This window comes from Kiloniella laminariae DSM 19542 (assembly GCF_000374005.1).
In the GTDB taxonomy this organism is placed as follows: Bacteria; Pseudomonadota; Alphaproteobacteria; order Kiloniellales; family Kiloniellaceae; genus Kiloniella; species Kiloniella laminariae.
Window position 1 is genome coordinate 259,216 of record NZ_KB893157.1, and the last position, 13,962, is coordinate 273,177.

13 protein-coding genes are annotated in these 13,962 nt (G+C 50.1%); 7 read left to right on the forward strand and 6 right to left on the reverse strand.

Features of this window, described 5'->3' with window-relative positions; genetic code table 11:
- Positions 1-69 precede the first annotated feature (69 nt).
- Entirely contained in the window at positions 70-882 is an 813-nt protein-coding gene (gene speB, locus B152_RS0114340) for an agmatinase (protein ID WP_020593126.1), read from the forward strand.
- Between the two features lie 67 nt (positions 883-949).
- Here speB and B152_RS0114345 read toward each other — a convergent pair whose 3' ends face one another.
- The 4 genes from B152_RS0114345 to B152_RS25900 form a co-directional block, all read right to left on the reverse strand.
- Positions 950-3,028, reverse strand: coding sequence for a methyl-accepting chemotaxis protein (locus B152_RS0114345; RefSeq protein WP_020593127.1), 2,079 nt, complete (start codon positions 3,026-3,028; stop codon positions 950-952).
- A 194-nt stretch (positions 3,029-3,222) separates the two neighbouring features.
- Positions 3,223-4,131 carry a DMT family transporter gene (locus B152_RS0114350; RefSeq protein WP_083921904.1) on the reverse strand — a complete coding sequence of 303 codons (909 nt, stop codon included), beginning with the start codon at positions 4,129-4,131 and terminating at the stop codon, positions 3,223-3,225.
- 122 nt (positions 4,132-4,253) lie between these two features.
- Complete coding sequence (locus tag B152_RS0114355) at positions 4,254-5,915, reverse strand: U32 family peptidase (protein WP_020593129.1); 1,662 nt, start codon at positions 5,913-5,915, stop codon at positions 4,254-4,256.
- Positions 5,916-6,091: 176 nt separating this feature from the next.
- A complete protein-coding gene (locus B152_RS25900) occupies positions 6,092-6,283 on the reverse strand; it encodes a DUF1289 domain-containing protein (protein ID WP_026261573.1) in 192 nt (63 codons plus the stop codon).
- A gap of 256 nt (positions 6,284-6,539) precedes the next feature.
- Between B152_RS25900 and B152_RS0114365 the strand changes: the two genes are divergently transcribed.
- Entirely contained in the window at positions 6,540-8,198 is a 1,659-nt protein-coding gene (locus B152_RS0114365; RefSeq protein ID WP_020593131.1) for an adenylate/guanylate cyclase domain-containing protein, read from the forward strand.
- 43 nt (positions 8,199-8,241) lie between these two features.
- Here B152_RS0114365 and B152_RS23855 read toward each other — a convergent pair whose 3' ends face one another.
- Positions 8,242-8,703: a tetratricopeptide repeat protein gene (locus B152_RS23855; protein ID WP_020593132.1), complete on the reverse strand. Its 462-nt coding sequence runs from the start codon at positions 8,701-8,703 to the stop codon at positions 8,242-8,244.
- 125 nt (positions 8,704-8,828) lie between these two features.
- Positions 8,829-9,422, reverse strand: coding sequence for a regulatory protein RecX (locus B152_RS0114375; RefSeq protein ID WP_020593133.1), 594 nt, complete (start codon positions 9,420-9,422; stop codon positions 8,829-8,831).
- Between the two features lie 144 nt (positions 9,423-9,566).
- Between B152_RS0114375 and B152_RS23860 the strand changes: the two genes are divergently transcribed.
- From B152_RS23860 to B152_RS0114400, 5 genes are all read left to right on the forward strand, one after another.
- Positions 9,567-9,884: a TfoX/Sxy family DNA transformation protein gene (locus tag B152_RS23860; protein ID WP_020593134.1), complete on the forward strand. Its 318-nt coding sequence runs from the start codon at positions 9,567-9,569 to the stop codon at positions 9,882-9,884.
- Positions 9,885-10,032: 148 nt separating this feature from the next.
- Complete coding sequence (locus B152_RS0114385; protein ID WP_020593135.1) at positions 10,033-11,103, forward strand: DUF4062 domain-containing protein; 1,071 nt, start codon at positions 10,033-10,035, stop codon at positions 11,101-11,103.
- A gap of 114 nt (positions 11,104-11,217) precedes the next feature.
- On the forward strand, positions 11,218-12,042 hold the full coding sequence (locus B152_RS0114390; RefSeq protein ID WP_020593136.1) for an ABC transporter permease: 825 nt from the start codon (positions 11,218-11,220) through the stop codon (positions 12,040-12,042).
- A 4-nt stretch (positions 12,043-12,046) separates the two neighbouring features.
- Positions 12,047-12,874, forward strand: coding sequence for an ABC transporter permease (locus B152_RS0114395; RefSeq protein WP_020593137.1), 828 nt, complete (start codon positions 12,047-12,049; stop codon positions 12,872-12,874).
- Between the two features lie 44 nt (positions 12,875-12,918).
- Positions 12,919-13,932 (forward strand): TraB/GumN family protein, encoded by a 1,014-nt coding sequence (locus B152_RS0114400; protein WP_020593138.1) that lies wholly within the window; start codon positions 12,919-12,921, stop codon positions 13,930-13,932.
- Positions 13,933-13,962: the final 30 nt, after the last annotated feature.

Here is a 13,962-nt window from a genome sequence, read left to right on the forward strand (position 1 = left end):
CCTCTGTTGCTTATCTTCCTTTGTGACGTAAGCTGCTGCTTTGGCAAGCAATCCAGATTGGGGGCACTTATGTTTGATGCGATTGAAAAGAATGACCTTGTCTTGCTGGGCGTTCCCCTCGACCACAATGGCTCCTACATGACCGGACCTGCCCTAGCCCCGCAGCGTATCAGGGAAGCCCTGCATTGCGGCTCGGCCAATATGACCAGTGAAGCCGGGCATGATCTCGGTTCTGATTCCCGCTTTAAAGATTGTGGCGATTTGCAGTTTTCCAGCAGGGAAACCGCACTGTCAGAAATCTCGGCCCGAGCTGCAGCGATAGTCTCTCTGGGGGCAAAGCTTCTCAGTCTTGGAGGCGATCACTCCGTATCTGCACCCTTGATTACAGCGCATGCCAAAGCTTATCCGGGGCTTAATATTCTTCATTTTGATGCCCATTCCGATCTTTATGACGAGTTGGATGGCAATCGGGACAGTCACGCCTGCCCCTTTGCCCGGATTATGGAAACCGGGTTGGTGAAACGGCTGGTTCAGGTGGGCATCCGGACATTGAATCAGCATCAAAAAGAGCAGGCCGAGCGTTTTGGAGTGGAAATAATCCAGATGAAAGACTGGAATGGTGATCTGAAGCTGGATTTTGACGGGCCACTTTATCTTTCGATTGATCTGGATGTTCTCGATCCTGCCTTTGCCCCGGGGGTATCCCACCATGAGCCCGGCGGGATGTCAGTCCGGGATCTGATCAATAGCCTGCACAAGCTGAATGCAGATCTTGTCGGGGCGGATATTGTCGAACTGAACCCGCATCGGGATCTGGTGGGAATGACCGCGATGGTCGGGGCCAAGCTGGTGAAGGAAGTTGGTTCCAAGCTCCTGAAATGAGAAAAACAGCTTGTGAAAAAGCCCTGTGCCGAATGACACAGGGCTTTTTTGTTCGTGAGGCAGATACTCAGGCGCTGCGAACTTCGGCGACCAGACGATTTGCTTCTTCGTTCAGGGCCCGGACCTTCTGGTCCAGATTGGCAATGGTATCGACAACGGAACGGGCTGCAGAGTCCGTCTGTTCAGAGACCTGATCAACCCCGGCAATACTTTCGCGAATGGAGCTGACACCTGTTGCGACCATCTGGATTTTTTCAGAAATATCCTGGGTGGCTGCCCCCTGTTCTTCAACAGCTCCGGCAATGACTGTACTGATTTCGTCGATCTGACCAATTACGCGGCTGATTTCCCCGATAGATTCCACAGCATTGTTGGTTTGGGTCTGGATGGCAAAAACCTGCTGCTCGATCTCGCCTGTGGCATTGGATGTTTGTGTGGCAAGCGACTTGACTTCGGAGGCCACAACAGCAAAACCTTTCCCCGCTTCACCGGCGCGTGCCGCCTCGATAGTTGCATTGAGGGCCAGAAGGTTGGTTTGTTCGGCAATGTCCGAGATCAACTTCACCACTTCGCCAATACGCTGGGCAGCCTGCGCCAGTGACTGGACGTTTTCGTTGGATCGACCCGCTTCGCCAACAGCTTTGTTGGTGATAGTGGTTGCCTGTCCGACCTGTTGGCCGATTTCCCCGACGGAAGCGGCCAGCTGTTCAGAAGCGCTGGCAACAGCCTGGGCGTTGTCATTGGCATTTTCGGAAGACTGGGAGGCTTCAGAAGCTCTCGAGCGGGTTTCCTGTGCCATACCTGTCATGGTATCGGCAAAAGTCTTCATGTCCCTTACAGAGCCTTCGATGTCCTGGATCAGACCACTGACTCCTTCATGAAAGCGGGTGGCGATCTTGTCGAGGGTTGATTTGCGCTCAATGACGGCAGTTTCCTGCTGATGCTTCTGTTCTGCCTCAAGTTTTTGTTTCTCAAGGGCATTTTCACGGAAAACCGCAACAGTTTGTGCCATGGCACCAATTTCATCCCGGCGGTTCCGACCTGGAATTTCAAGGTCGGTTTGCCCGTCTGCGAGGTTGCGCATGGTATTCGTGACTTTGCCAAGCATAGCCATGGCCTGGGTTCCGATCAGGGCATTAATGGCAATCACCGCGACGACAACAAGCAGGGAGATAATAATCATCAGGTTTCGTGCCTGATTGGCCTGGGCCATGATTTCGCTTTCCGGAACGGATACGACGATCCCCCAGACAGTTTCTGCCTTGCCAAATGTCATTGGCTGGACCGATACAAAGCGTTCGCCACCGACTGCGGCATCATCCACCGTGCCAAAGAAGTTTTTTCCTGCCTTCAGGGCTGCCAAAACCGGTGTAAGTGCTGGACTGTTTTCCAGCTGTGCCAGTTTAGTATCATCAGGATGGGATACCCACATCCCTTCGGCAGTGATCAGGGAAACTGTTCCTGTATCAAAAAGTTTCAGTTCAGAAAGGCGGATCTGGATATCCTTGAGGGCCATATCTGTTGTGGCGACACCAACGGCCCGATCCTGAGCGTCAAAAATAGGTACCGTTGCGGTGGTCATAACCACGTCTTCTCCGTTTACCGGATAGACATAAGGTTCGGTGACAACTTCCTGTTTGGTGGTTTTTGGCAGGTCGTACCAGAGCTCGGATCCGCTGTCTCCGCCGAGAGCAAGAGGTTCCCAGGCGACACCACCTTTTCCATCCTGATAAAAATAAGGAAGCAGGCGGCCTGCTGCATCGTTGTAACCCTGACCGGAAACGTCGCTGTCCTGTCCGGCAATATTTGAATCCAGCCCGACAGCACCGCCGACAAAATTGGGGTATCGGCGAATGGTGTTTTCGACAGTCTGGGCAAAAGCAGAGCGATCGGTGGAGCCGTTTCTTAAAGGCCCTTCTATAGAATGCGCCATGCCCCGGGCGGCAACCAGAGCTTCCTCGATATCAATACGGACATCCAGTGCGTACTGTTCTGCCAGGCTGGAAAGATACCGCTGGGCATCTTCCTGCGAGTTTTTAACCTGACTGTAGGTTGAATAGGAGACCAGTACGGCAAAGCCGAGGATAACCATGATGGCCGTGAGGCCAACAAGCCTGAAGCTCAGACTGTGGAAGGCAAGACGCATTTTCTTTTCCCGATGTTGCGATGAACGAAGACAAGCTTTTGATTTCAGGTGTTTTTATTCTTGTCCTGTTGGAGGATTAATTTAGGTCGCATCAGTGTCGGTTATAAAAGCTAACAAAGCCTTTAGTTCAATGGAGAGTTGTACGAATTACCCGATTGATAGAGCAGTTAAACCGGGGAGGTGCTGAAGCGGGGTCACTGTGCCACTGCAGGAAGCGGGACAGCCTTCCTGAGCGATTCCCGCAAGGAGATATAAATCCCGCTGGCCATAATGATGGTCATACCAATCCAGGTCCAGAAATCGGGGAAGTCATCAAAAAATACATATCCGATCAGGGTTGCCGAAATAATTTCGATATACCCAAGGGGAGCAATGACCGAGGCGGGGGCATAGTCACAGGATTTGATAATGAGAAAGTGACCGGAGGCAGCGAGAAGGCCGATCATACACATCCAAAACAGGGCACTCGTGTCGGGTGCTGTCCAGGCCAAAGGAACAGCTAAAGTAAGGAGGATGCTACCGATAACGCCGGTAAAAAAGAGAGTGTGCAAAGCAGTTGAGTGTCCTGAAAGGTGCCGGGTCGTAATAATGTAGGAGCCATGGCAAACTCCTGAGGCCAGGGCATAAAAAGCCCCGGGGCCGATGGTGTCAAAACCGGGTCTCAGAACAACAAGAATACCAAAAAATCCCGCGATTACGGCAAGCCATCGCCTGATACCAATGATTTCTTTCAGAAAGATGGCGGAAAAAAGCGTGACGATAAGGGGATAGATAAATACCAGTGCCAGACCATCGGTGATCGGGATCAGGGCAATAGCAGAAAAAAACAGATAGGTTGAGCCGAGCAGAAACAGGGATCGCAGAATTTGCCACCGGATCTGGCCGGGAAAAAATGCCCCGGATCTGAATTTCCACAAGGCAAAGGGAAGCAGGAAGAGAGTCATGGAAGCATAACGGGCCCAGGAAATCTGCAAGACGCTGAAGTTCGCACTGAGGTATTTTGCGATTCCATCCATGCCGGGAACGAGTACCATAGCCAGAACCATGAGAATGATTCCCCGCATCGCTCTTGCTTCTGTGGTTGGTGCGGTGTTTCCAGCCATAATTTGTCCCGTAACGTTTATCTCGGGAATAGATTTTCCCTCCCACCTCGACGCTAGGGGATAATTCTGATCTGTTCAATCTAAACTGGAGAGACGCCATTACAGTAAAGGCGGTATCAGGGCTATTCTGAAAGAACGAGATCCTCGCGCATATCGCGGTCAAATAGCTGGCCCTGTTTTTTCTGGGCGAGCAGTTTGCGGGCCTTGTCATAGAGCGGATCGTGCCAGAAAATCATGCAGCCATTGCAGCCTCGGCCACAACAGCCACTTGTTCCGATCCGGGGTGTTTTGGCAATCCGCTCCCCGTTCTCAACCAGAAGGCTATTCTGTAAGCGATCTCTTTGTCTCTCGTAAAATGCTTCACTGCCCTGCCCAAGTTCAATCTTCCGGGCCGTCTGGTCCAGCTTGAGCCGGTCCCATTCTGCCTGTGAAAGGGATTTTTCTTTTCTGATCACAGTTAACGGACAGAGGACTTGTTTCAATCGCTCAATATTTTCCTGATCAAACAGGGACCAGCGGAGGAGGATTACCGGTTTCTGTCCGGCATTGATGACGTCATCTATGTGACCCGTTCGCGCATCTTCGAAGCTGTAAAGCCGGATGAGAACAACCTGCAGTCCACCAGGAGGAAGAAGTTCAAGAACATCCCCGGCTTCAAGGCGGTTTTTGACTGTGACGTGGATGCCGATTTGATCCAGATCTGTGACTAGGCCGGCAAATTCATAGTCGGCAAAGGTTTTGGTGTGATCGTAATTGTGTGCATGGTTGCGCAGGCGTCCCTCGTGGAAAGCCAGGGTATATCCCCGGCTGGGGACAGTGGAGAGTTCTTCCATATAGGGATCGGGGGACCAGTCTTCGGGGGACTGATACCAGTCGTCGATTGCCTGGCGATAGGCCCGCGCGGTTACCGCCGCGTAATAGGCACTCTTGTTTCTGCCTTCGATTTTGAGGGAATCAACACCAATTTTCAGATAGTCATCAAGCCGGGGCATGAGACAAAGGTCCTTGGAGTTGAGGATATAGGCGCCACGTTCGTCCTCTTCTATGGGCATCAGCTCTCCCTGACGGCATTCTTCTTCGAGCAGGAATTCAAAAAGCTGGAGATTTTCCTCGGTAAGTTCAAGTTCTTTGATCGTGCCATCCTTGAGTTTCATATGCACCTTGTAATGCCAGCGACAGGAGTTGGCGCAGCTGCCCTGGTTCGCGCCGCGTTCAGCCATGAAGTTGGACAGGAGGCAGCGACCGGAATAGGTCATGCACATGGCACCGTGCACAAAGGCTTCAAGCTTTATGTCCGGGCATTTCTTTCTGATTTCACAAAGCTCGTCGTAGGTTACTTCGCGGGCAAGAACACAGAGGCTGGCGCCCTGTTTTTGCCAGAAATCAACCGATAACCAGGAGCAGACATTGGCCTGGGTTGAAATGTGGAGCTCCAGTTCCGGCGCCTCTTCGCGGACGTAATTGAAAATACCCGGGTCGGCAATAATTACGCCGTCAGGTTCAACTGCCCGGATGGTTTCGATAAACAGGGGGAGTTTGGCAATGTCCTTGTTATGAGAGAAAAGATTGAGAGTGAGATAAGCCCGCTTGCCGTGATTATGGGCAAAGCGAACACCCTCGATGACTTCTTCCAGGCTGAAATCCGATTTGGTGCGTAAAGACATATCCGGTGTGCCGAGATATACGGCATCAGCGCCATAAAGTATGGCGATCTTCAGTTTCTCTAGAGAACCGGCAGGCATAAGAAGTTCTGCGCGGTGAGGGCGGGGCACGATCTTGATCATATTTTGAACCAGCCTTAACAGGAATATTCCGCTGTTATGCTGTATCCAAAGACGCAGGCAATTGATCTAGGACAAAGGAGGTATCGTTGGGGGCAAGATACCGGGAAATATCAGAGAAAAGATATGCCTGTTCTATGCGGGATACGGTCTTTGTCGGCAGTCCGGCCTTCTACAAGTCAGGCAACCATGCTGGTTCGGCGCTGTTCGATTATATTCAGCAGGGATTTTTTTTCTTCGCCAGTCATGATGACCCAGTCGCGAATCTCATCGATGTTGCGCTGACACCCGATACAGAGCTGGGTCAGGTCATCCATTTGGCAGACAGAAGTACAGGGAGATGGAATTGTTGAATCCAACTCCTGGAGCAACTTCTCTTTCCGCTGCTGCCTTCTGGCGGAACGTTCTTCTCTGGAAAGTCCTGATACCAAATTCGTGTTTCCTAACGCTGGCTATCCTCGCTAATCCCAACTATCCTACTCATCTATTTGTTAATCACTCGTCTATTTCGCGACCCTTAGTCTGCGTCGAAGCGACAAAAACAAGCAGTTGATAGAATTTTTTACTGAAAAATAGCGTTACACAATCCGGTTTTCTTTAGCAGATCAAAAAGCAGGTGTCATCAGGATGGTCAGAAAGATCCGGTTATACGGCGGGCTTGTACTATTTTTCTATCTCTTTACTCATCTTCTCAATCATGCCCTGGGGTTACATTCCATTGCCCTGATGGACGAAGGACGAAAGGCTTTTCTGGCGCTATGGCGCAATCCCCTTGGCACGTTGTTGCTCTATGGTGCGCTGGTCTCACATATGTCTCTGTCCCTGTGGGGGATATATCGCCGTCAGCATCTGCATATGCGGTTCTGGGAAATAGCACAGCTGTTGTCGGGGGCTATAATTCCTCTCCTGCTGGTTCTGCATGTGTTGGGAACCCGTTTTGCTCATGAGATTTATGGACTTGAAGATAACTATTATTACGAACTCTATGCGCTGGTGGTTTGGCGGCCGGATGCCGGGGTCCGGCAGGTAATCCTGTTTTTCCTTGCCTGGGGGCATGGCTGTGTCGGTTTGCATTACTGGCTGAGATACCGCCCAGGCTATCAGGCATTCAAGCCTTATGCCTTGTCATTGGTGGTGATACTCCCTGTGGTTTCCCTGGCTGGGTTCTATGTATCCAGCCTGAAAATAACGGCGTTGGCCGCCAATCCCCTCTGGATGGAAAATTTCCTGGCTTCGGCACGCTTGCCTTCTGCGGAAGAGGTCGCGGATATCTACAGGTTTGAGACCTTGCTGCAGGTTGTTTTTATTGCTTTGTTACTTCTTACATTCTCTGCACGCTGGCTGCGCTACGCCTACCAACGGTGGCAGGGAACCTTTAAGGTAAGTTATCCGGATGGACGGGCTCTAAGGGCGATAAAGGGCACAAGTTTGCTGGATGTTAGTCTGATGAACGGTGTGCCTCATGCATCGGTTTGCGGCGGTCGTGGGCGCTGTTCAACCTGCCGTGTCAGGGTCGGGCGCGGTCTGGACCATCTGCCAGGCATCGAACAGGATGAACAGAGAGTCCTGCAGAGGATCGGTGCTGCAGAAAACATGCGCCTCGCCTGCCAGACCTATCCGATATCAGATCTGGAGATTACGCCGCTTCTGCCTGCTGAAAGCGGGATGAACTCGGCCCGGCGTCAGATCAGTTCTATCGCGCAGGGGCAGGAGCGGGAAATTGCAATTCTCTTTGCCGATATCAGGGGCTTTACCAGTCTTTCTGAAAAGAAATTGCCCTATGATGTGGTCTTTATCCTCAACCGGTATTTTGAAGCGATGGGTACGGCGGTCGAAGAATCTGGTGGACGGCTGGACAAGTTTATCGGTGACGGTGTGATGGCACTTTTCGGGATTGACCGTGGTGTGGAAATCGGCTGCCGCAATGCCTTGAAGGCAGCCAGACGGATGGCTGAAAAACTGGACGAGCTCAATGCCCATCTGGCCCATGAATTGCCGCAACCTCTGCGGATCGGGATCGGGATACATACCGGCCCGGTAATCGTTGGTGAACTGGGATGGGGGCAAGCAACCTCGATTACAGCCATCGGTGATGCTGTAAATACAGCCAGTCGACTGGAGAGCATGAGCAAGGAGCTGGGGGCTCAGCTGGTGATTTCACAGCCTGTTGCCGAAATAGCGGGTGGGGATTTCAGTGCTTTTCCCAAACAGCACATTCAAGTTCGCGGCAGAACTGGGGGCATGGATGTCTGGTCCCTGACCAGTGCCAAAGATCTCCCGCATTGATCCATCCAGTAAAGTTAAAGGAGGATCAGTGCGGGGCGGTCAGTTACTGATTGCTTTTATATTTTTCGATGGCGCTTTTCAGCTCTGAATATTCATCACAGCCAAAAAAACAGCTTTCATCCAGAATTTCCAAACGCTCCTGCGCTTTGTTTGGCTGATTCATTTCCAGATAAAGTTCACCGAGATAGGCGTTGGCCCCGCGATGACGCGGGTTGATTTCCAGGGCCCTGGTGTAGTTACTCAGAGCGTCATCCTTGTTCCCCAGCTTGCGGAGGCTGTAGCCGAGCATGTTGAAGGCATCAGCATTTTTCGGGTCTTCCGCGGTAACTTTTGTCAGCAAGGGGAGGGCTTCGGTATATTTCTCGTCTTTGATAAGATTGACGGCTTCCTTGAGCTCGGGAGAGCTCTGACTATCCCAACCGCTCCCGGCTGCGGAGGCGGGAATACTGTATGCGGAGAGGCTTGCTGCAAAAAGCAGACCTAGGGCAGCGTGACGAAATTGCATTATTCTGTGTCCCTGTTGTCAAGACAGATGATCATACGTCCTTTTATAAGGATTGGGTGTCTGATCTTTGAATTCAATGTTTCTTTGCGGCAAATAAGTGAAATCGGATTCACTGATGCAGAATTTTAAAAAAGTCCGGCTTCTTCCTCAAGCAGCTCAAGATCTTCAGCCTGAATGACCTTTTCGGCGATTGCATAGGAAAAACCTTTCCTGCCGAGGGCAGCCATATCGCGTTCCCGCCGTTCTTCGCGCTCTTCGTCCGGGCGATAAGGTCCCATTCGACGGCGGCGGGCGTAGGACACCGCGGCTTCAAGATCGGGATTGATACTTTCCTCCTCAATAATGTTTATGGCCTTGTTGATCTCTTCTTCCGGCACGCCTTTGAGGGAAAGATCCTGGCGGATTGCGCGCAAGGATGTGCCCCGGCGATGAAGACTGCCACTGCGTCCTTCGGCATAGCGTTCGTCGTTGAGGAAATTGAGATCGCGAAACTTTGTGATCAAGGCTTCTATCGCCTCAATCCCTTCCTGAGGGTCGGTATCATGCTCCTTGGCCGAGAGGGTGACTTTACGCATCAGGTAACGTCTCAAGCCGGTTTCTGTGGTGGCATAGCGCTCAAGATAAAAACGGGCTACGTTGCCAAGATACTTGGGTGTCGCTTTGCGGGGCACTTTCCGTTTCGGAGGGCCGTCTTCCGGTTGTCGGGTGAACTTTTTCATGTACTAAAAATGCCATGTCCCAGAGCGTGAACCAATTTTTTTCTGCAACAGGTTTATAAATTTTTCCCTTCAGCAGTATTGTCTGATGAGATCAGGTTATACTTTCAGAATAGTCAGCAAAAACAGAAATAGGATGAGTTAGGTATGTCTGCAAAAATCCAGGGGATGCAGGCACTGTTGGCAATGCGCAACATTGGTCCCAAGTCTGTACCCCAGCTGTTGGAAGTCGGGATAACCAGCCCGGATGACCTGCGAAATTATGGTACTGAAGAAACCTTTCGCCGCCTTTATTTTCGCTTTTGTGACGAGCATAAATTCTCGCTGAATTATCTCTATGCGCTTGAAGGAGCAATTCTTGATTGTGACTGGCGTCAGGTGCCTGATGAGCGCAAAAAGTACTTAAAGCTTGTTTTGAAAGCCTCCAGAGAGAAGCGAGATAACGGGGCGGAGCCTGCAGTGTAAAGAGTGACAGATAAAAGTAAAATTCTATGATTGTGTGTTGATCGCACTCGGCGCGTTTTGATTGATTTTTGCCTAAATTTGATATCGTATAGGTATTGGTTTCATTCTGAATTATTAAAAATCAGATGAAGTTTGAAGGATTTCAGAATTGCAAGATAAGCGTTTCCAAGTCTTTATCAGCTCAACATATGAAGATCTTAAAGCGGAGCGGCGGGCTGTAGAGGATGTCATTATTAGTACTGGGGATTTTCCTGTTCAGATGGAGGGTTTTCCTGCTGCAGATGAAGACCAGTTTGAGTTTATCAAATCACTAATAGACCAATGTGATTACTATGTCCTTATTCTTGCTGGGCGTTATGGAACCGTTGCGGAGAATGGTCTTAGCTATACAGAGAAAGAGTATCGTTATGCTGTATCAAGGGGAGTTCCTGTTTTAGTAATGCTTCATGCTGAGCGAGGACGTATCCCTGCCGATAAAACAGAACAAACCGAAGTCGGGAAGCAACAGTTAGACAAATTTATTGCAGAGGCATCACAAGGGCGGATACGAAAAGATTGGAGCACAGTTGATGGCCTGAAATTAGCTGTCCGTGAAGCTTTAGATCATGCAAAAAGAACAAAACCCCGCATTGGCTGGGTGCGCGGGGATTCTGTTGCAAGTCTCGAAGTGTTGAACGAGCTTAATAAGTTAAGAAAAGAAAACGAAAATTTAAAAAACAACATTGGAAAATTAAAGATAAATATTCCAGATCTTGAGATTCCAAATTGCAATGATGAAATTACTATTGATATTAATTTAAATAATATTTCAAAAAAGGGATATTATCGTGTTTCCGGGTGTGGGGCTAAAATAAAATGTTCTTGGATTGGTTGTTTTTTTGTTTTCTATCGAAATTTTATTTGGCACATAGATGATCATCATAGTGGATATCGGTTAGATGAAGCTAAAAGTTGTATTCATATCGGCTCAGGGTTGGCTTCTGAAGTTTCTGGGGTAGATACAGGGGATTTTTTCAAAATTAGTAAGCTAACTTTTGGAATTCTCTTCAACTACTATATTGAAGCGGGACTTATGAGAGCGGAGGGTTCTTCGGAGCCTTTCACAGAGTCTGCTAAACGGTTTGCACGGCGCCAAAGTGTTCAAAGCATAAAGTCCTCAGAAATTTTTTTAATTGAGGGTGGGGTAGAAATTAAAGAAGATGATGAAATTCCGTTCTGAGAAATAGAATCAGAAGCTGAGTTCATGCCTGAGTAGTGATCGAATGGGTGGTTTCTGAATGTTTCTGGTTTATTCACTATTCCATCCCTTGAAGATTTCCCCAAGGTTGCGTAAATGTGCAACATGACTTTGATCGACCCACCCTTAAGCAAGATTGCTCCCCGTCAGATTGGTGCCATGAATTTTCTGGGCCTCTGGACGCTTTATAGTCGTGAAGTGAAGCGTTTTCTAAACGTCTTCACTCAGACCCTGATGGCACCGGTGATTACCACCCTGCTGTTTTTGGCCGTCTTTGCACTGGCACTGGGGGGGCTGGGGCGTACGGTTGGAGGCGTTGACTATATTACCTTCCTCGCGCCTGGTCTGATGATGATGACCATGACGCAGAATTCTTTTGCCAATACCTCGTCTTCGATCCTGATCGCCAAGGTTCAGGGAAACATTGTTGATATTCTCATGCCACCTCTGGCCCCCTGGGAAATGACCCTCGCCATCGCGGCGGGTGGTGTTACCCGCGGGCTTCTTGTCGGTCTGACAGTTTTTGTTGCGATGTTGTTTTTTGTACCCAGTGGTGTTGCTCATCCTTTGTCCGCGCTATGGTTTGCCGTAAATGCTTGCCTGATGCTCTCGCTTTTGGGGATGCTTGGCGGGATCTGGGCCCAGAAATACGATCATATCGCGGCAGTCACCAATTTTGTGATCACACCCTTGTCCTTTCTTTCAGGAACGTTCTATTCCATAGATCGCCTGCCTGAAGCCTGGGTGGCTGTGGCGCACTTTAATCCCTTCTTCTATATGATTGATGGTTTTCGCTACGGCTTTATCGGTCATGCTGACGGGAATGTGATTATCGGATACCTGCTGCTGCCTTGTGTAAATCTGCTGCTCTGGCTTTTGACACACCGTCTGATTTCCATCGGTTACAGGCTGAAGGCCTGATCTGATGACAGGCGCAGGTCCAGAAATTCCAACTGTATCAGGGATTGACCAGCCCATAAGGGTGGTTGCTCTTCTGCGGGTCTGGACCCTGTTTTATCGGCGCGGTGTGGTGCGCTTCATGCGTTTCTGGACCGAAAGCCTGTTGGGGCCGATGATTTCAACGATGCTGTTCATGACGGTCTTTACCCTGGCGCTTGATAGCGGCCAGCAGATCGCACCGGGGCTTACGGCATTACAGTTTGTCGCGCCGGGCTTGGCCGCTTTTGTTCTGGTACAGATTTCTTTCCAGAATGTCTGCTTTATGCTGATCATCGACAAACAGGAAGGTGTTATTGCCGATGTGCTTATGGCACCTTTAACGCCGCTTGAGCTTTTGCTGGGCTATGGACTGGCTGCTGTTATGAATGGCTTGGTCGTTTCGGTATTGATCATGCTGGCGATGACCGTTTTTACCGGTCCGATGCTTTATGCTGCGGGCTACACTCTCTTTTTTGGAATAGTGGCGGCTTTCCTTTTTGCCATGATCGGCGTTCTGGTGGGGCTTTGGTCTGAAAAGTGGGATCAGTTCTCCATGATTGATAACTTTCTGGTCTTACCTTTGGGGTTGTTGTCAGGCACCTTTTTTACACTTGATCGTATTCCCGTGAACCTGCAGTGGCTGTTTGAAGCAAATCCCATGTTCTGGATCATCAATGGCTTTCGCTATGGTGTCACGGGGTATGGCGATCCTTCTATGGTTCTCTGGCAGGGGATTGCATTGCTTATTGCTGCTCTGGTCGCTTTTCTTGCTGGCTGGACATTGATGGCACGGGGTTACAAGATAAAAGCCTGATCCTTCAAATATTCAATCCCGTGATCTGTACAGGACGAGAGTGGATGAAAATCTTTGGTTTTGCGATCCCGAGCACTGTCTCCCGTGTATCACAGGCTGTTCTGGACACAGCCCTTCACTGTATCCGCTTCGGGACTGTTCTGCGCTTCTCCCTGATGCTCTTTATGGGGTTTGGGGCTTCGCTCCCTTTGTCAGTCCAGGCAAAAGGTGGCGAGACAGAAGAAGTTCTCTATGGACAGGGACTGTTCTGGAAGATTGAGCGCGAAGGGCGTGCCCCGAGTTATCTGCTCGGCACCATGCATGTTTCCGACCCCCGGGTGCTGAAGCAGAAAGATCGGGTGAAACCCTATCTGAGCAAGGCCGAGGTGCTCTATCTCGAAATAGATCCGACCTTTCGGGAGGTCCGGGAAGCTTACAATGTAAGAATCCGTGATGATGGAAAAACCCTGGATGAAGTTCTGCCGAAAGAGATTTATGGCAAGATCCGCGATATCGCCCTCAAACAGGACATTCCGGAAGAAGATCTCAAGCAGCTGGAACTCTGGGCTGCCTATTCGATGATCCAGTCTCTGCTGGGTGAAGAGAGCCAGAAACTGGAAGAGGAAGGGGTTGCTCTCGACTTCCAGCTGGGACAAATGGCCGAGGAGCACAACGTTCCGGTTAAATCCCTCGAAACAGCAAGAGAACAGCTGGGTGTTTTTCATGAACGCGATGACAAGATTTTCTATGATGCTATCGTCCGGGCACTTGAAAGCCCTCTTGCGGTTCAAAATACTCTGGAACTGATGGAGCAATACAAGGAATGGTATCTGGCGGAAAACACCGCTGCATTTTACCACTCCATGCTGGAAGAGCTTAAACAGGAGCCGCCAGAGATTTATGATATCATGAAGACCAGACTGATTGATAAACGTAACCTGACCATGGCAAACCGGATGGCGCGAGGACTGGTGCGGGGAAATTCTTTTACCGCTGTCGGCGCCCTGCATCTGCCGGGGGAAAAGGGTATCCTGAATATTCTGGTGGAACGGGGATATCAGGTCAGCCCCATGAAGTGAGGGGAATAGGTCGCTCATTTCTCAAGGCCG